Source organism: Bradyrhizobium sp. 170, assembly GCF_023101085.1.
Classification (GTDB): Bacteria; Pseudomonadota; Alphaproteobacteria; order Rhizobiales; family Xanthobacteraceae; genus Bradyrhizobium.
The window spans coordinates 3138339-3163411 of record NZ_CP064703.1 but is presented as its reverse complement, the minus strand read 5'-3'; the positions used below and the strand labels follow the sequence as shown (position 1 = coordinate 3163411).

25 protein-coding genes are annotated in these 25073 nt (G+C 63.2%); 16 read left to right on the top strand and 9 right to left on the bottom strand.

Annotated elements, in window-relative coordinates; genetic code table 11:
* Nucleotides 1-20: 20 nt before the first annotated feature.
* On the bottom strand, nucleotides 21-1055 hold the full coding sequence (locus IVB05_RS14735; RefSeq protein WP_247785070.1) for an extracellular solute-binding protein: 1035 nt from the start codon (nucleotides 1053-1055) through the stop codon (nucleotides 21-23).
* Between the two features lie 23 nt (nucleotides 1056-1078).
* On the bottom strand, nucleotides 1079-2809 hold the full coding sequence (locus IVB05_RS14730; protein ID WP_247785069.1) for an iron ABC transporter permease: 1731 nt from the start codon (nucleotides 2807-2809) through the stop codon (nucleotides 1079-1081).
* Nucleotides 2810-3092: 283 nt separating this feature from the next.
* On the opposite strand from IVB05_RS14730, the gene IVB05_RS14725 reads away from it, so the two are divergent.
* From IVB05_RS14725 to soxA, 9 genes are all read left to right on the top strand, one after another.
* Nucleotides 3093-4487, top strand: a complete 1395-nt coding sequence (locus IVB05_RS14725; RefSeq protein WP_247785068.1) for an MFS transporter — start codon at nucleotides 3093-3095, stop codon at nucleotides 4485-4487.
* Nucleotides 4488-4640: 153 nt separating this feature from the next.
* Nucleotides 4641-5090 carry a (2Fe-2S)-binding protein gene (locus tag IVB05_RS14720; RefSeq protein WP_247785067.1) on the top strand — a complete coding sequence of 150 codons (450 nt, stop codon included), beginning with the start codon at nucleotides 4641-4643 and terminating at the stop codon, nucleotides 5088-5090.
* Nucleotides 5091-5100: 10 nt separating this feature from the next.
* Complete coding sequence (locus IVB05_RS14715) at nucleotides 5101-7287, top strand: molybdopterin cofactor-binding domain-containing protein (protein WP_247785066.1); 2187 nt, start codon at nucleotides 5101-5103, stop codon at nucleotides 7285-7287.
* A gap of 59 nt (nucleotides 7288-7346) precedes the next feature.
* The gene (locus IVB05_RS14710) at nucleotides 7347-7643 is read left to right on the top strand and encodes a cytochrome C (RefSeq protein ID WP_247785065.1); all 297 of its coding nucleotides are present in this window, start codon (nucleotides 7347-7349) and stop codon (nucleotides 7641-7643) included.
* A gap of 14 nt (nucleotides 7644-7657) precedes the next feature.
* On the top strand, nucleotides 7658-8938 hold the full coding sequence (locus IVB05_RS14705; RefSeq protein ID WP_247785064.1) for an NAD(P)/FAD-dependent oxidoreductase: 1281 nt from the start codon (nucleotides 7658-7660) through the stop codon (nucleotides 8936-8938).
* A 13-nt stretch (nucleotides 8939-8951) separates the two neighbouring features.
* Nucleotides 8952-9389: a sulfur oxidation c-type cytochrome SoxX gene (gene soxX / locus IVB05_RS14700; protein WP_247785063.1), complete on the top strand. Its 438-nt coding sequence runs from the start codon at nucleotides 8952-8954 to the stop codon at nucleotides 9387-9389.
* A gap of 9 nt (nucleotides 9390-9398) precedes the next feature.
* The gene (locus tag IVB05_RS14695) at nucleotides 9399-9878 is read left to right on the top strand and encodes a SoxY-related AACIE arm protein (RefSeq protein ID WP_247785062.1); all 480 of its coding nucleotides are present in this window, start codon (nucleotides 9399-9401) and stop codon (nucleotides 9876-9878) included.
* Nucleotides 9878-10198 carry a thiosulfate oxidation carrier complex protein SoxZ gene (soxZ, locus tag IVB05_RS14690; RefSeq protein WP_247785061.1) on the top strand — a complete coding sequence of 107 codons (321 nt, stop codon included), beginning with the start codon at nucleotides 9878-9880 and terminating at the stop codon, nucleotides 10196-10198. Before IVB05_RS14695 ends, soxZ begins: the two co-directional genes overlap by 1 nt.
* On the top strand, nucleotides 10195-10968 hold the full coding sequence (gene soxA, locus IVB05_RS14685; RefSeq protein WP_247785060.1) for a sulfur oxidation c-type cytochrome SoxA: 774 nt from the start codon (nucleotides 10195-10197) through the stop codon (nucleotides 10966-10968). The genes soxZ and soxA overlap by 4 nt, the downstream gene beginning before the upstream one ends.
* Nucleotides 10969-10979: 11 nt before the next feature.
* On the opposite strand, the gene IVB05_RS14680 is transcribed toward soxA, so the two are convergent.
* A complete protein-coding gene (locus IVB05_RS14680) occupies nucleotides 10980-11753 on the bottom strand; it encodes a ferredoxin--NADP reductase (RefSeq protein WP_247785059.1) in 774 nt (257 codons plus the stop codon).
* A 145-nt stretch (nucleotides 11754-11898) separates the two neighbouring features.
* Here IVB05_RS14680 and IVB05_RS14675 point away from each other — a divergent pair, with 145 nt between their 5' ends.
* From IVB05_RS14675 to IVB05_RS14645, 7 genes are all read left to right on the top strand, one after another.
* Complete coding sequence (locus IVB05_RS14675) at nucleotides 11899-13098, top strand: amidohydrolase family protein (protein ID WP_247785058.1); 1200 nt, start codon at nucleotides 11899-11901, stop codon at nucleotides 13096-13098.
* A gap of 143 nt (nucleotides 13099-13241) precedes the next feature.
* Nucleotides 13242-13931, top strand: coding sequence for a hypothetical protein (locus IVB05_RS14670; protein WP_247785057.1), 690 nt, complete (start codon nucleotides 13242-13244; stop codon nucleotides 13929-13931).
* A 344-nt stretch (nucleotides 13932-14275) separates the two neighbouring features.
* Nucleotides 14276-15874 carry an SUMF1/EgtB/PvdO family nonheme iron enzyme gene (locus IVB05_RS14665; RefSeq protein ID WP_247785056.1) on the top strand — a complete coding sequence of 533 codons (1599 nt, stop codon included), beginning with the start codon at nucleotides 14276-14278 and terminating at the stop codon, nucleotides 15872-15874.
* A gap of 119 nt (nucleotides 15875-15993) precedes the next feature.
* Complete coding sequence (locus IVB05_RS14660) at nucleotides 15994-16419, top strand: DUF4399 domain-containing protein (protein ID WP_247785055.1); 426 nt, start codon at nucleotides 15994-15996, stop codon at nucleotides 16417-16419.
* Nucleotides 16420-16640: 221 nt separating this feature from the next.
* Complete coding sequence (locus tag IVB05_RS14655) at nucleotides 16641-16850, top strand: hypothetical protein (RefSeq protein WP_247785054.1); 210 nt, start codon at nucleotides 16641-16643, stop codon at nucleotides 16848-16850.
* A gap of 211 nt (nucleotides 16851-17061) precedes the next feature.
* Nucleotides 17062-18462 carry a selenium-binding family protein gene (locus IVB05_RS14650; protein ID WP_247785053.1) on the top strand — a complete coding sequence of 467 codons (1401 nt, stop codon included), beginning with the start codon at nucleotides 17062-17064 and terminating at the stop codon, nucleotides 18460-18462.
* 2 nt (nucleotides 18463-18464) lie between these two features.
* On the top strand, nucleotides 18465-19130 hold the full coding sequence (locus tag IVB05_RS14645) for a hypothetical protein (protein ID WP_247785052.1): 666 nt from the start codon (nucleotides 18465-18467) through the stop codon (nucleotides 19128-19130).
* Nucleotides 19131-19151: 21 nt separating this feature from the next.
* On the opposite strand, the gene IVB05_RS14640 is transcribed toward IVB05_RS14645, so the two are convergent.
* The 6 genes from IVB05_RS14640 to IVB05_RS14615 form a co-directional block, all read right to left on the bottom strand.
* Complete coding sequence (locus tag IVB05_RS14640) at nucleotides 19152-19607, bottom strand: MarR family winged helix-turn-helix transcriptional regulator (protein ID WP_247785051.1); 456 nt, start codon at nucleotides 19605-19607, stop codon at nucleotides 19152-19154.
* A 32-nt stretch (nucleotides 19608-19639) separates the two neighbouring features.
* Nucleotides 19640-20344: an ABC transporter ATP-binding protein gene (locus tag IVB05_RS14635; protein ID WP_212418956.1), complete on the bottom strand. Its 705-nt coding sequence runs from the start codon at nucleotides 20342-20344 to the stop codon at nucleotides 19640-19642.
* Nucleotides 20341-21132, bottom strand: coding sequence for an ABC transporter ATP-binding protein (locus IVB05_RS14630; RefSeq protein ID WP_247785050.1), 792 nt, complete (start codon nucleotides 21130-21132; stop codon nucleotides 20341-20343). Before IVB05_RS14630 ends, IVB05_RS14635 begins: the two co-directional genes overlap by 4 nt.
* A complete protein-coding gene (locus IVB05_RS14625; protein ID WP_247785049.1) occupies nucleotides 21129-23015 on the bottom strand; it encodes an ABC transporter permease in 1887 nt (628 codons plus the stop codon). The genes IVB05_RS14630 and IVB05_RS14625 overlap by 4 nt, the downstream gene beginning before the upstream one ends.
* Before the next feature lie 235 nt (nucleotides 23016-23250).
* Nucleotides 23251-24453, bottom strand: coding sequence for an ABC transporter substrate-binding protein (locus IVB05_RS14620; RefSeq protein ID WP_247785048.1), 1203 nt, complete (start codon nucleotides 24451-24453; stop codon nucleotides 23251-23253).
* A gap of 24 nt (nucleotides 24454-24477) precedes the next feature.
* Nucleotides 24478-25062, bottom strand: coding sequence for an amino acid synthesis family protein (locus IVB05_RS14615; RefSeq protein ID WP_247785047.1), 585 nt, complete (start codon nucleotides 25060-25062; stop codon nucleotides 24478-24480).
* Nucleotides 25063-25073: the final 11 nt, after the last annotated feature.

Genomic DNA, 25073 nt, shown 5'->3' with positions numbered 1-25073 from the left:
CCATGGTTTCCTTGTGACGATCATTGCGCGTAGCCGTAGGTCTTGTTCCAGTCGGCCACCCAGGCCGCGTGGAGCTTCACATACTCGTCGAATTTGGGAAACCACACCTTGACGACTTTGGGATCAAAGCCTTCCGGATAGGCCGGCGGCACCTTCAGTGATGTGAGGTTGCCTAGCTCCTTGATCATGAAGGTCTGCCCCTCTTTCGACAGGCACCAGTTCAAAAACAGTTTTGCAGCATTGGGGTGTGCCGCAGTCTTCGGAATGCCTGTGGCATAGGGATTGACCGGCGCACCTTCCGGCGGGAAGAAGATCTCGATCGGCGCACCATCCTTCTGCTTCGGATAAATCGCGTTATAGAGCAAAGGCCCCATGGCGATTTCGCCGCGCACCAGCGAATCCGACATCGGCGCGCCCGATGGATACAGCACCGGACGGGTCGCAGCCTGCTTGGCCCAATAATCCTCGCCGAGCACTTGCCGTTCGAACATCACCCGGGTCCATGTGGTGCCGCCCGATGGTGCGATTACCTGCCCCGTCAATTTGTTGTATTCGGGCTTGGTGAGGTCCATCCAGGTCTTGGGCGGGTTCTTCACCAGCTCGGTGTTGTAGGCGATCGACCATACCAGCGTGGCGCGCGGCCAGAGCTGGGGCGCGATCTGCGCGTCGGGATTGTAGTCGGCGGCGTTCGGCGGCGCGTAATCCTGGAACATGTCCGCCATCGGTTGCATCAGCGCACGGTCCGAGTGATCGACCACGTCGGCGATCAATTTGCCGGCCGCGGCCTCGGTCTTCACGCGCGTGATGAGCTGGCCGCCCGGCGCGCGCACCATCTCGACCTTGATCTCGGGGAAGCGCTTGTTGAAGGCCTTGATGACCTGCTGTTCCACTTCGGCGAAATTCGCGGTGTAGAACACCAGCTTGCCTTCGGCCTTCGCCGCCGCAATCAATTCGGGCGAGCCGAACTCCTGCGCCTGCGCCGCTGCGCTCCATGTCAGCGCAAGACCGGCGATGCCGGCGATTGCGGCAATGTTGGTGAAGAACCTTCCAGTCATAGCCAATCCTCCCCTTCGTTTTGTTATCCGGTTCGGGCGACACTGCCCTGCGCCGCACCGCGCGACAGCCAGTTGGCGCCGCCGATGAGAACGCCGAGCAGAACGGTTTGCACCAGGCTGAACGCGGCAGTCTTTCCGAGGTTTCCGCCTTCGTAATAGTCGAGCAGCAGCACCGACATCACCATGGTGTTGCTGGTGTAGAGGAACAGCGAGGAGCCGAGTTCGCGGATCGCCAGCACGAACAACAGCGTCATCGAGGCGACGACGCCCGGCCGCGCCAAGGGCAGCACGATCGTCCTGATGGTGCCGAGCACGCCCTTGCCGCAGACCCAGGCCGCTTCCTCGAGCTCGCGATGAATCTGCAGGAACGAGGTCGACAGCGACTTGACCGTATCCGGCATGAAGCGCGCGATGAACGCCAGCGCCAGGATCCAGATCGTGCCGTAGAGGCCGCCGGGAATGCCGATCCATGCCCAGAGATAGGCGACGCCGACCACGAGGCCGGGGATCGCGACCGGCAGGGTCGAGATCACGTCGATCCAGCGCCGGCCCGTTACCTGGGTGCGGTGAATGGTGTAGCCGATGGCGAAGGCGAGCGCGCCGCCGACCACCGCGGTGATGATGCCGACCTCGACCGAGTTATAGATCGAGCGCATGGTCAGCGGATTGTCGAAGATGCTGTGAAAATGCATCAGGGAATACTGCCTGGCGTCGAACAGGCTGCTGACGTCGCGGATGAACATGAACTTTCGAAATGCCGCGACGATAAGCGCGAGCGACGGCAGCACCACCACGACCAGGAGATAGACGATGCCAAGGCCGAAGGTGAACCAGCGCCAGCGCCCGAGATCGAGGCTGCGCGGACGGAATGCCTTGCCGGCGACGGTGGTGTAGCTGCGGCCGCTCAGCACCTTGTGCTGCAGGAACACGAGCAGGCCGGTGACGACCATCAGAATGATCGCGACCGCTGCAGCCGTATTGTAAAGCGGCGGCGACCAGTTGGTGAGCTTGAAAATATAGGTAGTCAGCACCGCAAGGTTGGTCGGCGCGCCCAGCACCGCCGGAATGCCGTAGATCCCGAGCATGACGATGAACGACAGCAGCATGCCCGAGACGATCGCCGGCATGATCAGCGGAAACGTCACCGTGAACAGTGTCGCGAACGCACTGGCGCCCGAAATCTCGGCGGCCTCTTCCAGGCTGGGGTCCATGTTACGCAGGGCCGATGCGGTAAACATGTAGACATACGGCGCATAGTAGATGCCGAACACGAACACCAGGCCCCACATCGAATAGAAATCGACGCGCCAGTCCAGCCCGATCCATTTGAACATGGTGTTGATCAGGCCCGTTTTAGGCGAGCCGAGGATCGCCCATGCGACGCCCGCGACCAGCGGCGGCGCGAACAGCGGCAGAATACTGGCTGCCGCGATAACCCCCTTGAACGGCGTATTGGTGCGGACCACGATCCAGGAAAACAACAAGCCGATCACAACCGCGATCAGGGTGCCGCCGCCACAGGCGATCAACGTATTCGCCAGCGCCTCGGCGACATTCGGGTTCGCCAGCACGGTGAGGAAGTTCGTGACCGAGAGGTGACTGAGCGAGATGCCCTCGACCACCGGATTGGTGTCGGTGAGCGCGCCAAGCAGCAGCATCAGGATCGGATAGATGACCAGAAAGCCGAGGATCGCCAGCAGGAGCGTGACCCACAAGCCGGCCCACGCGCGCTGCCCCTCATTGACGCTACGCATGACCTCGCTGCGCCGGCTCACCTGTCCGTTCAACGCGCTTTCCCTCGCCGGTGACCGTCTTTTTATGGAATTGCGGTCGCGATGCGTGGGAAGCCTAGTCGATTGCGCGGCGCGCGGAAAGGTATCCGAAAGTCGGCGCGCGGATATGGCGCGGAAGGCGCTTCTTTCGACACCGACTGTTGCTTCGCATACGCATCATGCAGCGGTGTGCCTGTGGCCCGTGCCGCGTCCGTAGTACATGCCGCGGAGGGCACAACCGCCCCGGCGCGGAGAGCCCGAGAGAATGTCACTGGATACAACCGCAAAGCCGCCCGCCCACGCCCCCATCGACGGCCTGCCCCCGGAACTCCGGCGCTGGGCGGTCGCGGCGATCTTTACCGCGCTGGCGCTGGCTTCGCTGGATACGGCGATCGCCAACGTTGCGCTACCCGCCATCGCCGCCGATCTCCACGTCAGCCCGGCCGACGTGGTCTGGGTGGTCAACATCTATCAGATCGCGCTGGTTGCGACGCTGCTGCCGCTCGGCGCGCTCGGCGAAATCGTCGGCCATCAGCGAATCTATATCGGCGGCCTCGTGCTGTTCACGCTGGCCTCGCTCGGCTGCGCTTTGGCATGGTCGCTGCCCAGCCTGACGGCAGCCCGAGCGCTGCAGGGACTAGGCGCTAGCGGCATCATGAGCGTGAACGCGGCGCTGGTCCGTTTCGTCTACCCGACCCATATGCTCGGCCGTGGCTTCGGCCACAACGCACTGGTGGTCGGAACGGCGTTCACGTTCGGGCCGACGATTGCCTCCGCGATCCTTGCGATCGGAACATGGCCGTGGCTGTTTGCGATCAATATCCCATTCGGCGTGATTGCAATCTGGATCGGCCTGAAGACCTTGCCGAAAACGCCGCGCGCAAAGCACGCGTTCGATTTTGCGAGCGCGGCGCTGACCGCAAGCTGCCTCGGGCTCTTTATTATCGGCATCGGCAGCGCGGCGCATCAGGCGCCTCCCGCCCTGGTCGGACTGGAGCTTGGCGCTGCATTGCTGCTCGGCTGGATGATGACCCGCAGAGATGCGGACCACCCCGCACCGATGTTGCCGATCGATTTGTTCCGGCGGCCTATGTTCGCGCTGTCGGCGGCCACTTCGGTCTGTACGTTCGCGGTGCAGGGATTGGCCTTCGTCTCGCTGCCCTTCTACTTCGAGGACGTGCTGCACCGGTCCCAGGTTGAGACCGGCTTCTTCATGACGCCCTGGCCGCTGGTGGTGGCGATCATGGCGCCGATCGGAGGCCGGCTGTCGGACCGCTATCCCGTCGGCATCCTCGGCGGCATCGGTCTGGTGCTGCTCGGCATTGGCATGGCGCTGCTCGCGACGCTGCCACCGGATCCCGGCATTGCCAACATCGTCTGGCGCACCGTGATTTGCGGGATCGGATTCGGATTCTTTCAGACGCCCAATTTGCGGGCGCTGATGTCGAGCGCACCGCCGCACCGCAGTGGAAGCGCGAGCGGCATCGTCGCGACCGCACGCCTGACCGGACAGACGCTCGGCGCGGCGCTCGCGGCCCTGTGCTTTGCCCTCGCCGGTCATGACGGCGCGACGGTTGCGCTGATGCTCGGCGCCGGGTTTGCCGCGCTCGGAAGCCTGATGAGTTTCCTGCGCCTGACCGTGGGCGCGGAGCCGACATGACAGCCATGCGACGGCACCTGCCCACGCAACACCGGCGGATTAACTTTCATCCGGCTTGTAAACACGCATTTTCTTGATTTGAACTATTCCAAGTTGCAGGCCATCTTCCCGCGCGCAGCTCACTCGGTGGATTGAGCGAACAGGGGATACGCGATGGCAAATCTCACAATCAACGGCAAATCAATCAGCGTGGACGTCGAAGACGACACGCCGCTTCTTTGGGCAATCCGGGAGAACGTCGGGCTGACCGGCACCAAATACGGATGCGGCATTGCACAATGCGGCGCCTGCACCGTGCATGTCGACGGGGTCGCGATGCGCTCCTGCGGCGTAACGGTCAGCGAAGCGGCCGGCAAGCAGATCACCACGATCGAAGGTCTCGCCAGCAATGGCGCGCTGCACAAGGTGCAGCAGGCCTGGGTCGCCAACGATGTGCCGCAATGCGGTTACTGCCAAGCCGGCATGATCATGGCGGTCGCAGCGCTTCTCAAGGAAAAGCCGAAGCCGACCGATCAGGACATCAACGAAGCCATCACCAATATCTGCCGATGCGGGACCTTCCAGCAGGTCCGCGAGGCGATCCACGCCGCCGCGAACGCTTGAGGGGGACGCCATGAACAAACACGTCACGCCCAAACTCACTCGCCGCGGCTTCGTGATCGGCACGGCTGCCGCCGGCGCCGGCCTCGCCATAGGCCTCGATATCCCCTTCGGCGGACCGACCGTGGTTCGCGCCGCCGATGGCTCGCCCGAAGTCAATGTCTGGGTGGTGATCCGCCCCGACAACACGACCGTGGTTCGCATTGCCCGCTCGGAGATGGGCCAGGGCACCCTCACCGGCCTTGCCCAACTCGTCGCCGAAGAGCTGGAATGCGACTGGTCGAAGGTCGTCACCGAATATCCGACGCCGGGTCAAAGTGTCGCACGCAAGCGCGCCTGGGGCGATTTCTCGACCGGGGGCAGTCGCGGCATTCGCACCAGCCAGGAATATGTCCGCAAGGGTGGCGCCACTGCGCGGGTGATGCTGATCCAGGCGGCCGCGAACGAATGGAAGGTGCCGGCCTCGGAATGCACCGCGGCCAACAGCATCATCACCCACACGCCGACGGGCAAGACCACGACCTACGGCAAGGTGGTGGAAGCCGCCGCGAAGCTCGAGCCGCCTGCCGACGTGAAGCTGAAGGATCCCAAGGACTGGAAGATCGTCGGCAAGGGTGTGAAGCGGCTCGATACGGTGGACAAGACCACCGGCGCGATGATCTACGGCGCCGACGTCAAGCTGCCCGGCATGCTCAATGCCGCGATCAAGGATTGCCCCGTGTTCGGCGGCAAGCTGAAGAGCTACGACGAAGCCAAAGTCATGGGCATGAAGGGCGTCAAGAAGGTCGTGCGCGTCAGCGACAGCAGTGTCGCCGTCGTCGCCGATACCTGGTGGCACGCCAAGACCGCGCTCGATGCGCTGCCGATCGTCTGGGACGAAGGCGAGAACGCAAAAGTCTCCAGCGAGTCGATCGCAAAGTGGCTGGCCGAAGGTCTCGACAACGCACAGCCCGCTTACATCGGCAACCAGAATGGCGACGCCAAGGCCGCGATTGCCGGCGCCGTCAAGAAGGTCGAAGCGGTCTACAACTATCCCTACCAGAACCATGCGCCCATGGAGCCGATGAACGCCACGGCGCTCTATACACCGGATAAATGCGAGGTCTGGTGCGGCACGCAGAACGGCGAAGCGGCGTTCGCCGCCACCATGGAAGCCTCAGGCCTGCCGGCGGAAAAATGCGAGGTGCACAAGCTTATCCTCGGTGGCGGCTTTGGCCGCCGCGGCATGACTGACTACGTCCGGCAGGCGGTTCTGATCGCCAAGGAGATGCCGGGCACGCCGGTCAAGCTGCTGTGGTCGCGCGAAGAGGACATGGCGCAAGGCAAGTTTCATCCGGTCACGCAATGCAAGCTGACCGGGGCCTTCGATGCCGACAATAATTTGACGGCGTTGCATGTACGGATATCTGGTCAATCGATCCTGTTCACGGTGGGTCCGGCGGCGCTCGTGAACGGCATGGATACGGCTGCGTTCCAGGGCCTCGCCCCCTCCGGCGACGCGGCAATCGGCTACTCCGTGCCTAACCTGCTGGTCGAGCATTCCATGCGCAATCCCCACGTTCCACCCGGCTTCTGGCGCGGCGTCAACGTGAACCAGAACGCAATCTATATGGAATGCTTCATGGATGAGCTGGCGCTTTCGGTGGGCCAGGATCCGGTGGAATTCCGCCGCAAGCTGATGAGCAAGCATCCGAAACATCTCGCCGTGCTCAACGCCGTGGCCGAGAAAATCGGATGGGGCACGCCCGCGCCGCAAGGCGTCTATCGCGGGGTCGCGCAGGTGATGGGCTACGGCAGTTATGTCGCGGGCGCCGCGGAAATCTCCGTCTCCGAAGGCAGCAAGATCAAGGTGCATCGCATCGTCGCCTCGACCGACCCCGGCTACGTCGTCAACCCGGCGCAGGTCGAGCGGCAGATCGCGGGCTCCTTTGTCTATGGCCTGTCCGCGCTGTTCTATGGCGGCTGCACGGTGAAGGACGGCAAGATCGAGCAGACCAACTTCGACACCTACAACTCGATGCGGATTGCCGAGATGCCGAAGGTGGAATGCGTGATGGTGCCAAGCGGCGGCTTCTGGGGCGGCGTCGGAGAGCCGACCATCGGTGTCGCCGCGCCCGCGGTGCTCAATGCCTATTTCGCGGCAACCGGAAAACGCATACGCTCAGTGCCGCTGAAGGACCAGAACATCACGTTTGCCTGACGACAAGCGGGCGGCGGCCTCAGTCGAGAGCCGCCGCTCCACCATCGGGAGATTCGCTGATGAAAACGTGGCCTGTCATCCTCGGGATCGCAACGGTAGCGGCATCGAGCGTGCCGGCGCTGGCGGCCTCCCTGCCCCCGCCCGGCGCGGCGTCCTGCTCCGGCTGCCACACCTCCGGGGCGCCGGCAGCCTTCTCTGTGTCGCGGCTGTACGGCCGCGACCCGGGCGAAATCATGACCGCAATGACTGGATTTCGCGACGGCACGCTTCCCGCCACGGTCATGAACCGCATCGCCAAGGGCTTCTCCGACGACGAGTTGCGCGCGATTGCTGCGTGGCTCGCGGCACAGAAGTAAAAGGGGGCGCCATCATGGGTACCAGCCATCGCATGAGCCGCCGGGAATTCGTGGGCGCCAGCGCAGCCACCGTAACGGCGCTGACGTTTCCGCTACCCGCGTTCGCGCAAGCCGCGCCACGTGTCGTCGTGATCGGCGGCGGCTTTGGCGGCGCGAGTTGCGCCCGCGCGCTGAAACAGATCGACCCGAAACTGCAGGTCACGCTGGTCGAGCCGAACAAGAGCTTCACCGCCTGCCCGTTCAGCAACAATGTCATTGCCGGACTGCGCTCCATCGAGGAGCAACAATTCGGCTATGACAAGATCGCGGCCGGCGGCGTGACCGTGGTGGCGCAGGCGGCAACGGCCGTCAATGCAGCGGCGCGGACCGTCGGGCTCGCCGACGGCACCTCGCTCGGCTACGACCGGCTGGTGCTGTCGCCTGGCATCGATCTGCGTTTCGACGCGCTACAGGGCTACGACGAAGCTGGCGCCGCGAAGATGCCGCATGCCTGGAAAGCCGGCGAGCAGACGCTGTTGCTGCGCAAGCAACTGGAGGCCATGGACGATGGCGGTCTGGTGGTGATCGCAGCCCCCGCCAATCCGTTCCGCTGCCCGCCGGGACCTTATGAACGCGCCTGCCTGATTGCGCATTATCTGAAAACCAAAAAGCCGCGCTCGAAGCTGATCATCCTCGACGCAAAGGACACCTTCTCCAAGCAGCGCCTGTTCCAGAACGCCTGGAAGGAGCTCTATCCGGGAATGATAGAATGGGTATCGCTGTCGCAGGGCGGCAAGGTGAACGCCGTGGACCCTGCGACCAACACGCTGATCACCGATTTCGGTAACCACACCGCCCAGGTAGCCAACGTCATTCCGCCGCAGCGGGCCGGCCGCATCGCCACGATCGCAGGCGCGACTGACAACACCGGCTGGTGCGCGATCGATCCTGTCACGTTCGAGTCCAAGTCGGCGCCGAACATCCATGTCATCGGCGATGCCTGTCTCGCCGGCGCCATGCCCAAATCCGCATTCTCGGCCAATGCGCAGGCCAAGGTTTGCGCGGCCGCAATTGCCACGCTGATATCAGGCGGAACGCCCGTCACGCCGAAGCTGATCAATACCTGCTACAGTCTGGCGGCCCCGGGCTATGGCATCTCCGTTGCCGGCGTGTACCAACCGAAGAACGGACTGCTCGCCGATGTCGAGGGCGCCGGCGGCGTCAGCCCGGCGGATGTGCCACGTGAGTTCCGCGCGCGTGAGGCCGATTACGGGCAGTCCTGGTTCGCGACGATTACGGCGGAAGTCTTTGGCTAGACTCGGATTTCGCATGTCGGTTCCGATCCTTGCTGGCGCGCTCCTTGCCCTGCCCGGCGGTGCCGCAGCGCAGGAACTTCGAAGCTACACCATCATCGGCGATGGCATTCCGCAGTCGCTGACGGACACGGCCGGCGATGCGACGCGCGGGCGGGCCCTCGTCATCGAACGCTCCAGCACTTGCATCCTCTGCCACAGCGGCCCATTTCCCGAACAGAAATTTCAGGGCGACCTGGCGCCTGATCTTTCCGGTTCCGGCAGCCGCGCGTCCGAGGGCCAGCTTCGGCTCCGGCTGGTGGACGCGTCCCGTCTCAATGCCGCGACCATCATGCCGTCCTTTTACCGCGTGGACGGCCTCGATCGCGTCGTGACGCCGTGGCGCGGCAAGCCGATCCTGTCGGCCGAACAGATCGAGGATATCGTGGCGTATCTCGTAAGCTTGCGCGAATAGGAAGCAATGATGCAGCAACTGTCAAATTCATCACGTCGCCAGTTCCTCGGCCTCGCCGGTGGCACGGCCGTGCTCGGCGCGCTCCCGGTCGTTATTGTCCGTCCCGCGGAGGCGACGCCTGCGATGCTTGCGTCAGCGATCCAGAATGTCACCGGCGGCGCCGCGGTGCGTACCGGCAAGGTCAAGCTCGACATCCCGCCGCTGGTCGAGAACGGCAACACGGTACCGATGACGGTTAGCGTCGCGCACCCGATGGCGGCGGAGGATCACGTCCGGAGCATCCACATCTTCAACGAAAAGAATCCGCAGCCCAACTTCGCCAATTTCCATCTCGGTCCGCATAACGGCCGCGCGCAGGTTTCGACCCGCGTCCGTCTCGCCGACAGCCAGAAGATCGTCGCGATCGCAAAGCTTTCGGACGGGTCGTTCTGGTCGGCCAGTGTCGATGTCGTGGTGACGCTGGCGGCCTGCACGGAGGATGTGATCTGATGGCCTCGGCACTGATCAACGTTCCAGCGAAAGCCAAACGCGGCGACATTATCGAGATCAAGACGCTGATGTCGCACATCATGGAAACCGGCTATCGCCATAAAGCGTCAGGCGAAGTCGTTCCGCGCGACATCATCACGAGCTTTACATGCCGCTTCAACGGCAACGAGATTTTCCGCGCCGACCTGTTTCCGGCGATCTCTGCCAACCCCTTCATCACCTTCTTCACCACCGCTACCGAGAGCGGCAAGTTCGAATTCGAATGGACCGGCGATCGGGGATTTTCCGAAACCGCATCCGCTTCGATAACGGTCGAATGAGATTTGCCGGCGCCATAGCCGCTGTGCTGCTGATCGCGAACACTGGTTTCGCCGCCGAAATCCCGCAAGCCGACCGCCGCTCCGGCTACGACTTCATGAAGCCCGACACCAAGGCGATGCAGGACGAGGATACCGCCAATCCCGGCATGCTCTGGGTGCTCGACGGCGAGGCGCTTTGGAAGCGCAAGGCTGGCACTGCCAACAAGGCCTGCGCCGATTGCCACGACGATGCCCGCACCAGCATGAAGGGCGTGGCTATCAGCTACCCCGCCTTCGACAAGGCAACCGCCCGTCCCGTCGATCTGGAGCAGCGCATCAATTCGTGCCGCAGCAACCACCAGCAGGCGACGCCGCTGCCTTTCGAGAGCCGCGAGTTGCTGGCGCTCACAGCCTTTGTCGCGCGGCAGTCGCAAGGCGTACGAATCGAAGCCGGCGCCGATCCGCAGCTCGCGCCGTTCATCGCCAAGGGACGCGAGCTTTACATGCAGCGGCAGGGCCAGCTCAATCTCGGCTGCGCCAATTGCCATGACGATAATTGGGATAAGCGGCTCGCCGGCTCCGCGATCACGCAAGCGCACCCGACCGGCTACCCGCTCTACCGGCTGGAATGGCAGTCGCTGGGATCGTTACAGCGGCGCCTGCGCGCCTGCATCACGGGCATCCGGGCGCAGCCCTATGACTACGGCGCATCGGAACTGGTCGAACTGGAGTTGTACTTGATGTCCCGGGCGCGCGGCATGGCGATGGAAGCGCCAGCGGTGCGGCCCTAGGCCGTCGACGTTCAGCGCTCCGCGAACGCTTTCTCGACCACGAACTGCGCGGCCTCGCCGTGATTGCCTTCGACGAAGCCCCTGCCCGTCAACAGCGCCCGCGTGTCCGTCACCAGCGCCGGGCTGCCGCAGATCATGACGCGGTCATGGGCGGGATCGAGCGAGGCGAGGCCAATATCAGCGAACAGCTTGCCGGTATTGATCAGGTCGGTGATGCGGCCGCGGTTGCGGAAGGGATCGCGCGTCACGGTCGGATAATAGACCAGCTGGTTGCGGATATATTCGCCGATCAATTCGTCGTTCGGCAGCTTCTCGGTGATCATCTCGCCATAGGCGAGTTCTTTCACGCGGCGGCAGCCGTGCAGCAGCACCACCTTCTCGAACCGCTCATAGGTCTCCGGATCCTTGATCACGGAAAGGAACGGCGCGAGCCCAGTACCGGTGCCGATCAGATAGAGGTTGCGGCCGTCTTCGAGGTTGTCGATGACAAGCGTGCCGGTAGCCTTGCGGCTGACGATGATCTCGTCGCCCTGCTTCAGGTGCTGGAGGCGCGAGGTCAGCGGCCCGTCCGGCACCTTGATCGAGAAGAATTCGAGCCGGTCCTCGTAATTGGCGCTGGCGACCGAGTAGGCGCGGAGCAGCGGCTTCTCGCCGACCTTCAGCCCGATCATGGTGAACTCGCCGTTGCGGAAACGGAACGAGGGATCGCGCGTGGTGGTGAAGCTGAACAGCGTGTCGGTCCAGTGATGGACGCTCAAAACGCTTTCCTGGTTGAAATTGCTCATCGCACCGTTCCCTGACCTGCACGCCGGATTGACCGGTTCAATCATTCGTATACGATCGTTCGTATACAAATGAATAATCCAGCTTGATCCGATCGTCAAGCCGGGCAGAATGTCCGGCGAAGGCATTGAACCAAAAGGAAAAACCATGGCCCACGATGCACCCCAGGCGACCGGCCCGAACAAGCTGGTGATCCGCAACATCGGGCTGCTGCTGTCGGGGGCGCTGGAAAAGCCGATCCTGGACGGCGATACGATCGTGGCCGAGAATGGCAAGATCACTGCCATCGGACGCTTCAAGGACGTCGACACCGAGGGCGCCACCACCGTTGTCGATGCCAACGGCACCACCGTCGCGCCGGGCCTGATCGACAGCCATGTCCATCCCGTCGCCGGCGACTGGACGCCGCGGCAGAACCAGTTCAACTGGATCGACAGCTATCTCCACGGCGGCGTCACCACCATGATTTCCGCTGGTGAAGTGCATATGCCCGGCCGCCCCCGCGACGTCGTCGGCCTGAAGGCGATGGCGATCTTCGCGCAGCGCGCATTCTGGACGCTCCGCCCCGGCGGCGTGAAGGTGCATGCCGGCGCGCCAGTGATCGAATGCGAGATGGTCGAGGACGATTTCAAGGAATTGGCCGCGGCCGGCGTCAAGCTGCTCGGCGAAGTGGGCTTAGGCGGCGTCAAGGATGGCCCGACCGCGCGGAAAATGGTCGGATGGGCGCGCAAGTATGGCATCCAGAGCACGATCCACACCGGCGGTCCCTCGATCCCCGGCTCCGGCCTGATCGACAAGGACGTGGTGCTGGAAGCCGACACCGACGTAGTCGGCCATATCAATGGTGGCCACACCGCCCTGCCCGACGACCAGATCCGCTGCATCTGCGAGGGCTGCAAGCGCGGGCTGGAACTGGTTCACAACGGCAACGAACGCTCGGCGCTGTTCACGCTGCGCATCGCGCGCGAGATGGGCGACCTCAACCGCGTCATCCTCGGCACCGATGCGCCGGCCGGCTCCGGCGTGCAGCCGCTCGGCATCTTGCGCATGGTCTCGATGCTGTCCTCGCTCGGCGACCTGCCGGCCGAACTCGCCTTCTGCCTTGCGACCGGCAACACCGCCCGCATGCGCGAGCTGGATTGCGGCATCATCGAAGTCGGCCGCTCCGCCGATTTCGTCCTGATGGACAAGGCGCAGCATTCACCCGGCAAGAACATCCTTGAAAGCGTGCAGCTCGGCGACCTGCCCGGCATCGGCATGACCATCATCGACGGCATCGTCCGCACCCAGCGTAGCCGCAACACGCCGCCGGCCGGGAAAGTGCCGGAGATCATCATCGGGCATTGATGCCGGCAGACCTGGCGCAATCGCGCCAGACGCATTGAAAAATTGCGTTAAGCCTCGAAAGCATTGAACGAATTGCCGGTCAGCACCGTCAAATGCGGGCTGCCTTGCTGGCAGCCTGCTTTGCTCTGGTCATCGAGGGATACGTGAAAAATTCGCTGCAAGTCGCCGGCGGCGTAGTTGGTGCGGTCGTGGGCTTTATCGCCACACTGCTGATGCTGGAGCTGCTCGGCTTCGGAAACCGGGCCGACCCCATCATGTCCGGTATTCTGGCGCTGCTGGTGTTTGCGCCGTGCGGCGCGATCGGCGGCCTCGTGCTCGGCACGGCTCTGGCGAGGCGGCTGCGCGGCGGAGAAAACACCGGCACACTTTTGCGTAACAGCCTGAAGGCACTTGCCGTTGTCGTCGCACTCTGCGTGGCGGCCGGCGTCTCCTATTATGTCTACGCGGTCACATCAGCCACGCCCTGGCTCAACCCGAATGCCGCCACCCCACTTCTCGTCTTTGAAGTTCGTCTGCCCGCAGGAGCGGCACTGCCGAATTCTGTCCGTGACATAGCGATCGAACTGCAGACCGACATCAACCGCATGCCGGGTGAGCCACGCTTCAACCGGTTCCGTAGCGACGGCGACAGGCCGGTAATCGCGGGCGACGTCGAACTGGCGTTCCGCACCGCGCATCGGCAGCTGGAGATCAAGGTCAAAGGCCAGCCCGACAGGCTCTACAGTATCGGACTGTCAGCCAAGGCGCCGCATACATCCGAACTTGGACCGTGGCAGCCGAATATCGACGGCAGCGAAATTCGCTATCGCGCCAAATGGCCGGGGCCGGATTGAGCTACGCGAATTAGCGTTGAATTTTACCGTCGCAACGCTCGTCTGCACCGCCAGCGCGGGAACTCACCCGAGAAGAGCATCAAGGCCAAGTCCTGTTGCAATATCGCCATCATTCCAAGCGCCCGATGAAACCCGCTCGTTCGATGCGGGTAAGCGTGCCACAGTATCGGAAGATCCATACCGGTGGTTGGTCGCGATCCGTCCGACCGCTATCGGTGACGGTTCCACGCATTCGTGGCCGTCGCGCGCTCGCTTGCGACATACCCTCAATATGCTACCCTATTGGCGCTGGAAAGATTGTTTGCCTCACGCTGTCATTTACAGCTCTTGGAACAATCCGAGCCATGGCCCAGATTCGTGACATCAAGTCAGGCAAATTTGGCGCGCCACCACGCGAACCAACGCCGCGCCGCCTTGCGGCCATCGTGGCAGGCGATATCTCCGGTTACAGCCGCCTGATGCAAATCGATGAAGAGGGCACGCACAACCGTGTCAAGCGCATCGAGCGCGATCTCATCGAACCCAGCATCGTAGAGCATCACGGCAGGCTTGTTAAAACCACCGGCGACGGGTTCATTGCGATTTTCGATAGTCCTGTCGAAGCTGTCCGCTGCAGCATCGTAATTCAGCAAAATCTGGTGGGACGCAATGCGGCACTGCCGAAGCATCATTGGATCGAGTATCGAATTGGCGTCAATCTCGGCGATGTCATCATTGAGACCGACGACGTTTACGGCGACGGCGTCAATATCGCCACGCGGCTTGAAGGCATAGCCCATCCCGGCGAAGTCTATATCTCCGGCGGCATCTACGAACAGATAAAGCACAAGCTGGTTTGCGGATACGAGTCGCTCGGTGATCGCCATGTCAAGAACATCACCGACCCGGTGCGGGTCTATCGCGTGCTTTCCGATCCGAATGCGCTTCTGCAAAACCGGAAGCGGCGCGAAGGCATTCTGGTCTCCTTGCTGATCCTTGCGCTGCTGCTCCTTGCGGGCGGCGTTCTCTGGTACACGTTCTCGCCAACCGGCAAGTTGCCAGGTCTGGTTTCGGCTCCCGTTTCGCCTCCGGCTGAAGTGCAGAAGGCGCCCGCCGCAAAACCACCAGCGCCGCCCGCCCAGCCTGCGCCGACGGTGGCCCCAACGCAGCAGCAGGCGGCGCCTCAGCCTGCGCCTTCTCCGGAACCCAAACAGGCCGCGCCGCTACCGTCGTCCGCTTCACCCGACGCGCCTGCGGGTCAACCAGCCACGCAGGCGGCTGCGTCGATTCGAGAACCCGAAATGGTCACGCTTCGGGGTGGCAGCTTCGCGATGGGCAGCAACGAAGATGTTTCGGAAAAACCGGTCCGTCAGGTAACGGTCAAGCCGTTTGCGATGGGGAAATTTCCCGTCTCCGTGCGGGAATGGAATGCATGCGCCGCCGCAAAGGCATGTGGGTTTACGGCGAGCGGAAAGGACGATGCGCCTGTTGGAAACGTAAGCTGGAGCGACGCAAAGCAGTACGCTGCCTGGCTCGCCGAAACCACCCGCAAGCCGTATCGGCTGCCGAGCGAAGCCGAATGGGAATATGCGGCGCGTGGCGGCACGCAGACCAGATTTTGGTGGGGCGATCAGCTTCAGCCCGGCATGGTCAATTGCAAGAACTGCAGTGACATTCCAGCCATCGATCAGCCGGTGAAGGTCGGCAGCCTGAAGCCAAACCCGTTTGGCCTATTCGATATGGGCGGCGCCGTCGATCAATGGGTCGAAGACTGCTGGCACAGAAATTATCAAGGCGCTCCGGCGGACGGATCAGCGTGGGTCGAGAATGCATGTCCCTCGCACGTCATCCGTTCCGGCTCCTGGAGGAAAGACTCAGACTATGCCCGGACGTCAAGCCGCGGCAGCTACGACACCAACGTGCGATATCCCACACACGGGTTCCGCGTCGCACTATCCCCCTAGAGCGGGATGACTTTTCTTCGAATCGTCATCCCGCTCTATCTCGTTGATTTGAGCATGATCTTTTCGGAAAACCGGTACCACTTTTCCGGATCATGCTCTAGGGAGCGTGAGAGGCAGTCATGAAGGTGATGCAGTGGATCGCCCTGTCAGCAGCGCTCACTTGCCTGCCGTTCGACGCGTGCGCTCAGGGAAAGCCCGCAGCGAAGGATGCCCTTCTCTATTTCGTGTGGCCGCAGAACGGCGCCTCCATCAAAGGTGGATTTTGGTGCCGCTTTGGTCTGCGCAACATGGGCGTTACGCACGCCGGCGATAATTATCCAAACAGCGGCCATCATCATCTTCTGGTCAATGTGAACGAGCCGCTCAATCCGAACGAACCGATCCCGCAAGACAAGTCACATCTTCATTTTGGGGCGGGTCAGACCGAAGCCCGGATCGAGCTTCCACCCGGCAAGTACACGCTTCAGCTCGTGCTCGGCGACGCCGAACACTTCCCGCACAATCCTCCAGTGGTCTCGCAGAAAATTACCATCACGGTCAGATAGAGCGGAACTCTCCGCCGACTTGCATCGCTGCGCTTCGAATTACGTGTTTTGCGTGATCGGCTGATTGGTCGTCCAGTCGAAGGTACCCTGATCGCGCTCGTCGACCGCACGTTTCCAGCCCATCTCCTCCGACCGCCGCTTGAAGTTCAGCCCCGGCCGCTCAGGCGCTGGAATGGAAATTCGTCGAGCAGGTGACGCCGGGCGCACAACTGGACAATGCGGTGCAAGCCTATGTCCGTCAGGCGCTGAGTTGCGCACCGGCAGCGGTGCGCCTGCAGAAATCGTTGATCCGTTCCTGGGAAGACCTGCCCCTGCGCGCTGCGATCGCCGCCGGGATCGACGCGTTCGCCAGCGCCGACAACACCGACGAGCCGCAATTGAGGATGCGCGGGTTCCTCGACGCGCAGACGGAGCGCAAGGCGCGCGCGTGATGCCTCTGTGACCTTGGCCGGCTCGGGCAGGCACCGCACCCGGATTGGTCGCACCATCGTTATTTTCGCCTGCCGTATAGGGGTGTATGGTCGATTGCGCAAACCCCGGCCGGCGGCACTCGCAAGAGGAACTCAACGCCGGGTGATTTCTTGCTGCTGCATGCCGCTGAGCCGTGTTGCTATCCATCGAGGCAAACAGGGAGGCAGTACGATGAACATTCGGCCCGACCCCACGTTTCACGCTTCGCCAAAGCTTGCCATGGAAGCTCCGCCGGAGAGCTTCGCCTACACCGTGCTGCTCAGCCCGGATTCTTCAAAACCGGACGCGCTTGCTGTCATCGACGTCAAGCCAGGCTCCTCGAGCTACGGCCAGGTCGTTCACACCGTGACGATGCCGAACAAGGGCGACGAGTTTCACCATTTCGGCTGGAACGCCTGCTCGTCGTCGCTATCGCCGCTGACCGGCCATGCGTTCCTCGAGCGCCGCTATCTCATCATCCCCGGCATGCGGTCTTCCCGCATCTACATCGTCGATACCAAGCCGGATCCCACCAAGGCGGCGATACACAAGATCATCGAGCCCGAGGAAATCTTCAGGAAGACGGGATACTCGCGGCCCCACACGGTTCATTGCGGGCCGGAAGGCATTTATGTCTCTACGCTCGGCGGCGGCGGCAAGAACGGCACGGACGGACCGCCCGGCGTCTTCATCATGGATTGCGAGACGTTCGAGGTGCTCGGACGGTGGGAGCTCGATCGCGGTCCGCAAACACTGCATTATGACTTCTGGTGGAACCTGCCGCGCGACTACATGGTGACGAGCGAGTGGGCATTGCCGCCGCAGTTCGAGAACGGCATCGTGCCGGAAGATCTGCTCTCCAACAAATACGGCCACCGGATCCACTTCTGGGATCTGCGCGCCCGGCGCAATGTCCAGACCATCGACCTCGGCGCCAACCATCAGATGGCGCTGGAAGTGCGGCCCGCACACGATCCGGTTCGCGAGTACGGCTTCCTGGGCGTCGTGGTCGACACCACCAACCTCGAAGGCTCAATCTGGACCTGGTGGCGCGAGGGCGGCAAGTTTCACATCGAGAAGACGGCGACGATCCCGCCCGAGCCCGCGCCGAAGGAGCAACTGCCGCCGCTGCTGCAGGGGTTCGGCGCCGTGCCGCCGCTGGTCTCGGACATCGACCTGTCGATGGACGACAAATTCCTCTACGTCGCCTGCTGGGGCACCGGCGAGATGCGTCAGTACAACGTCAGAGATCCGCGAAAGCCGAAGCTTGCCGGTTCGGTACGCATCGGCGGCATCACGCGCCGCACACCGCACCCGAACGGCAAGGCCTTTGGAGGCGGTCCGCAGATGGTCGAGATCAGCCGCGACGGCAAGCGGGTGTACTGGACCAACTCGCTGTATTCGACGTGGGACGACCAGTTCTATCCCGAGGGTGTGCCGGGCGCCATGGTGATGGCCAATGCGAAGCCGGACGGTGGTCTCGAACTGGCAAGAGACTACTGGGTCAATTTCCCCGACGGTTACCGCGCGCATCAAGTCCGGCTCGACGGCGGTGACTGTTCGACGGATTCATTCTGCTATCCGTCGGTCTGAATTTGAGCGCAGCCGACTGGACACCTGCCTGGCTCTGGCTGGCTGTTATCGCGAGCGGCCTCTACCATGGCGTCAACCCGGGCATGGGGTGGCCGCTCGCTGTTTCCGCTGGATTGATGGAGAAGAGCCCGCGCGCGCTGGTGGCCGCGCTTGGGCCGCTCACGGTCGGCCATCTGCTCGCGATGCTGCTCGTTATCCTGCCCTTCGCGCTGCTCGTTGCCGTCGTCGAATGGCAGCGCACGATACAGATCAGCGCCAGCCTTCTCGTCATCGCCTTCGGTCTCTTCCGACTTGCCAACCGGCGCCATCCAAGGGTGCTGGCGCGTATATCACCAGCGCAATTGGGGCTTTGGTCGTTTGCCGTCGCGCTCGCGCATGGCGCGGCGTTGATGCTGGTGCCGATCTATCTCGGGCTCTGCCGGGAAGTCGAACTCGACCGCGGCCACGCTGCCGCCGGCACCCTCATCAACGCCAATCTCGGCGTGGCCGTGCTGGTTGCCAGCGTTCACGCCGCCGCGATGATCGCCGCCGGCGGGTGCTGCGCGTGGCTCGCCTACCGCTATCTCGGTCTCAAATTCATATCGCAAAGCTGGTTCAATCTGGATACGATCTGGGCCGTCAGCCTGATTCTGGTGGGGGCCATTGCACTCGTGCTCAACCTGGTCTAGCGCGGCAGTCGCAGCCGGCATTCAACGCAACTTGTCGAGCAACGCGATCAGTATCTCGCGCTCCTTGGCATCGAGTGGCGCCAGCGTCTCGCGCGAGATCGCAAGCGCGTTCGGTGCGGCCTTCTCGGCCAGTTGCTGGCCGGCGCGCGTCAGACTTACGAGCAAGCGGCGGCCGTCCTCGGGGTCCGGGCTGGTCTCGGTCAACCCGCGCGCGGTAAGGCGGTCGATCACGCCCTTGATGGTCGCGACGTCCATCGCCGTCAAACGGCCCAGCAGGTTTTGCGAACACGGCCCGGTCTCGGTCAGTTTCGCCAGCGCCGCCCATTGCGCCGACGTCAGATTGATACCGATCTCGCGGGCGAAGATGGTAGCATGGCGCTGCCACACCTGGCGCAGGATGAAGCCGATCTGCTCGTCGAGTATGTAAGACGGCCGCGCAGGCTTGACCGCTCGTTTCGGCGAAACACTCCTTGCCATCTGCGCCCCCGCCCTTATCCCTTGCCAGCCGCTTACAGCGACAGATGCGCGTCCCGGATATCCGGCCGCGCGTCTAGTTCCGCCATCGTGCCGCCGAAGCAGATCTTGCCGCGCTCGATGATGTAGGCGCGGTCCGAAATCAGCCGTGCGAAATGCAGGTTCTGCTCCGAGACCACGATGCTGACGCCTTCGCGCTTCATCGCGAGGATGGCTTCGACCATCTGTTCGACGATCTTCGGCGATAGCCCTTCGGACGGCTCGTCAAGCAGCACCAGCGACGGATTGCCCATCAACGTTCGCGCGATGGTCAGCATCTGCTGTTCGCCGCCGCTCATGCGCCCGCCCGGGCGGTTGCGCATTTCGCCGAGGTTCGGAAACAGCGTGAACAGCTTTTCGCGCGTCCACTGCGGTGCGTTTGGCCGTTTCGGCTGGCGTCCGACTTCGAGATTTTCCTCGACCGTCAGGTCGGTAAAGATGCGCCGCTCTTCCGGCACGTAGCCGAGCCCGCCGCGCACGATCGCGTGTGTCGGCTCGCGCGAGACATCCTTGCCTTCGAAGACAATCCGTCCCGAGCGGTTCTCGACGAGACCTACGATGGAGCGGAACGTGGTCGACTTGCCGGCGCCGTTGCGCCCGAGCAGCGCCACCACTTCGCCCTCGCCGACTTCCAGCGCGATATCGAACAGGATATGCGCCGGACCGTAAAAGCTGTTGAGATCGGCGACCTGCAGCTTCATGCGCCGGCTCCCTCGCGGTGACGTGCGTCGTACACAAGGCCTTCGCCGAGATAGATCGCACGCACCTGCGGATTACCGCGGACTTGCTCGGGCGAGCCTTCGGCGATCAGGCTGCCGCGGTTCAGCACCAGGATGCGGTCGGCGTGTTCGAACACCACGTCCATGTCGTGCTCGGTGAAGAGCACGCCGATCGATTTTTCGCGGGCGATGCGCGCGGTGAGCCGCATCAGTTCGATCCGCTCGCGCGGCGCCATGCCCGCCGTCGGCTCGTCCATCAGCAGCAATTTAGGCTGGTTGGCGAGCGCGATCGCAAGCTCGAGCCGCTTGAGATCGCCATAGGCGAGCTCGCCGCACGGACGCCCGGCATAGGCGCCCATGCCAACGAGATCGAGCAGCCGGCCCGCCTCCTCGCGCGCGTAACCTGCGGTCGAGCCCCAGAGATTGAACAATTGCCTGCCATAAGACACCAGCGCGACCTGCACGTTCTCGCGCACGGTCATGGTCGGGAACGTGGCGGTGATCTGGAATGTGCGCCCGACGCCGAGCCGCCAGATCGCGCGCGGCTTTCGGCCGACCGTATCCTCGCCGAGCAGATTGATCCGGCCGCTGTCCGGGATGTTCTGGCCGTTGAGCATGTCGAAGCATGTGCTCTTGCCGGCACCGTTGGGCCCGATCAGGGCCAGGATTTCGCCCGCGCGCAGTTCGAACGACACGCTGCGCACGGCATGGACGCCACCATAGGATTTGCTTAAGCCCTCGACCGACAGCAATGTGGGGACCATGCTCATTCGGCAACCTCGACGCGGGAGGTAGCAAGCGCGGATTTTTTCTCGGGGGATCGCCAGCGATTCCTGATCGTCTCCAGCGTGCCGACGATTCCCTTGGGGAAGGCCACCACCATCAGCACGATGAAGCCGCCCAGAACCAGCTTGGACAAATCAGTTTGGCTGACCAGCCAGATATTGGCCGCCTTGAATACGATGGCGCCGATAACGGCACCGGAAACCGTCTCGACGCCGCCGAGCAGCACCATGACCAGCGCATCGACCGACAGCGAGATGCCGAGGCTGTCAGGGAAGACGCTTCCCTTCAGATAGGCGAACAGCGCGCCGCCAATCCCTGCCACCGTGCCTGATATGACGAAGGCCGTCCATTGCACGCGCTTGCCGTTGATGCCGATCGCCTCGCTGCGCAGCGGCGAGTCCCGCGTCGCGCGCAACGCGAAGCCGAATGGCGAGAACACGATCACCCGCAGCACGGTGACCGCGAGCGCGGCGATGCCGAGCGACAGCCAGTAGAACGCGGCCGGGCCCGCGGCCCACTTCTCCGGCCAGACGCCCAGAACGCCGTTGTCGCCGCCGGTCACCGCTACCCACTGGAACGCGATCGACCAGACGATCTGCGCAAAGGCGAGCGTTAGCATCGCAAAATAGACGCCGGAGAGTTGCACGGCGAAGAAGCCGAACACGGCGGCGCCGAGCAGGCCCAGCACCGGACCCAGCAGAAGCGAGACGATCATCGGTAGCCCCGCCGCCTTGGCGAGGAACGCGACGCCATAGGCGCCAAGCCCGAAATAAGCGGCGTGGCCGAACGAGGCGAGCCCGCCGACCGACATCAGGAAGTGCAGGCTGGCGGCAAAGATCACGAAGATTGCGATCTCCGAGCCGACTGTGAGCGCGTAATTTCCAGCGAACAGCGGCAGCATCGCCGCAAGGACCAGCGCGCCGAGTGAGATCCAGCGTTCACCGGAGGTGAGCGGTCGCCAGGGCGTGACGGTCAGGCCCGGCGTGCGGCGCGCGGCCGCTTCCGGTTTGCCGAACAGGCCCCACGGCCGCACGATCAGCACCACCGCCATCACCAGGAACACCAGGATGATGGATATCTTCGGGAAAATGAGAATGCCGAACGCGTTGAGCTCGGACACCAGCACAGCGGCAACGAAAGCGCCGATGATGCTGCCGAGGCCGCCGATCACCACCACCACGAACACTTCGACGATGATGCGAAGATCCAGCGCGTGATGCACGGCATCGCGCGGGATCTGCAGCGCGCCGCCGAGCGCCGCGAGAAACACGCCGAGCGCAAACACGCTGGTGAACAGCCATTTCTGATTGACGCCGAGCGCCGCCACCATGTCGCGGTCCTGCGTCGCCGCGCGCACCAGCACGCCCCAGCGCGTGCGCTGGAACAGCAGCCACAGAACGCCGAGCACGATCGGACTGAGCGCGATCAGGAACAAATCATAGCTCGGAATATTCTGTCCGAAGAAGTCGACCGCACCCTTGAAGCCGGGCGCGCGGCGGCCGAGCAGATCGTCCGGCCCCCAGATCAGCACCACGATATCCTGGACCATCAAGGTCAGGCCGAAGGTTGCGAGCAACTGGAACAGTTCCGGCGCATGGTAGATCCGCCGCAGCAGCACCATCTCGACCAGTACGCCGACAACCGCCACCACCAGCGCCGCGACGACGATGCCGCCCCAGAAGCCAAGCGCGCCGGAAAAGCGTTCGGTCAACGTGAACGCGACATAGGCGCCGAGCATGTAGAACGCGCCATGGGCGAAGTTCACGATCCGCGTCACGCCGAAGATGATCGACAGCCCCGACGCGACCAGAAACAGCGACGCCGCGCTGGCGAGACCGGTCAGGAACTGAACGAAGTAAAAGGCCATGGGCGGTCCGGGTTGGTGCGTGATCGCGTCGTATTAGATCGGCGTTGCTGGGCTCGACTCAACCTCGCCCCGCTTGCGGGGAGAGGTCGAAATTCAAGCGCCAGCTTGAATTTCGGGTGAGGGGGTACAGGTCTATCAGCTGGTATACGGCTCGTGGAGAGAGCCCCTCACCCCGACCCTCTCCCCGCAAGAGCGGGGAGAGGGAGCAGTTCAGCGCCCCTCCCCGCGAAGTGCCTCAATCCTTCGGACGCAGCTTGGCAACTTCCGCGTCACTCGGGAGATAATCCGTGCCCTTGCGATAGACCGAGTTCACCATTACGCCCTTGCCGTCCTTCAGCGCGGTCTTGCCGACATAGGCGCCAAGCGTCGATTGGTGATCGATCTTGCGGAAGGTGATCTCGCCGAATGGCGACGGCATCGACAGGCCTTCGGTGGCGGCAATCAGCTTCTCCGGATCGGTCGAATTGGCTTTCGCAAGGATTGCCGCAGCGGCCTTGATGGTCTGATAGCCGACGATCGAACCAAGACGTGGATAGTCATTGTACTTGGCCTGATAGGCCTTCAGGAACTTGTCATGGTCCGGCGTCTTGATGTCGTACCAGGGGTAACCGGTGACGATCCAGCCCTCGGGCGTCTCGTCCTTCAGTGGGTCGAGATATTCCGGCTCGCCGGTGAGGAACGATACCACCGAGCGCCCCTTGAACAGGCCGCGGGTGTTGCCCTCGCGCACGAGTTTTACCAGATCGGCGCCGAAGGTGACGTTGAGGATCGCCTCGGGATTGGCGGCGGCAACCGCCTGCACTACCGGACCGGCGTCGATCTTGCCCTGCGGCGGCCACTGCTCGTCGACCCACTGGATATCGGGCCGCTTCTCCGACATCAGCTTCTTGAACACCGCGACCGCCGACTGGCCGTATTCATAGTTCGGCGCAATCGTCGCCCAGCGCTTGGCCGGGAGCTTCGCGGCTTCTTCCACCAGCATCGCCGCCTGCATGTAGTTGGAAGGACGCAGGCGGAAGGTGTAGCGGTTGCCCTTGGACCAGGTGATGGCGTCTGTCAAAGGTTCTGCCGCCAGAAAGAATACTTTCTTCTGGTTGGCGAAATCGCTGACGGCCAGACCGATGTTGGACAGGAATGTCCCGGTCAGCATCGCCACGTTCTCGCTCGACACCAGTTCGTTGGCCGCCGTCTGCGCATCCGCCGGCTTGCCGCCATCGTCCTTGGAGATGACGACGAGCTTCTTGCCGTTGATGCCGCCCGCCGCGTTGACTTCCTCGACCGCAAGCTGCCAGCCCTTGCGATACGGTTCGGTGAAGGCGGGCAACAGCGAGTAGCTGTTGATCTCGCCGATCTTGATCTCGCCCTGCGCCATGGCGTTGCCCGCCATGCCCGCAACCGCAATCGCCAGTCCCGCGCCCAGTAAGTGTCTCCGTCGCATCCCTACCTCCAATATCCCTGTGAATTATCTCAAACCGTCTTCGCCTTTGACTTCCGAAACCGTTAGTCCGCCGACCCGCGGCAATGGCCTGCCGCTGTCGGTAACCGCAACCGCGACCATGATCTCGTTGGCGCGCGGCGCGTCATTGATCTGCACTTCCATCCCGTCGAAATGACTGCGCACGAAGGCCGCGTCCTTGTGGCCGAGCGGAATATCCAGCGTCGTTCCCGGCCCGCTGCGCTTCTTCGACGAGGGAATCAGCGCCGCGCCCTTGCTCAGGACTTTGCGCACCGGCGCGCCCATCTTCGGATGCAGGATCGCGGCCGCGTGCTCCAGTTCGCCGTTTTCGCCGACGGCTGCGGCCTTGCCGTAGCTGTGCGCCTTGGCGCCGTCGATGCCGAGCGCCGCGACTGCCTTCTTCGAAAGCAGCTCGCCGAGCTCCTCACCGATTTCGATCAGCGGCGAGAGATCCTCGACGTACCGGCCTGCAAAAGGATTCTCGATCACGGCGATCGCCGCGGCGCGCCGCGTCGGCGGCGCAACCTTCTGCCCCATCTCCAGATGAGTCTCCTCGACCACCGTGACGATCTTGCGAATGATCGCGCTCATTGTCAGCCTCG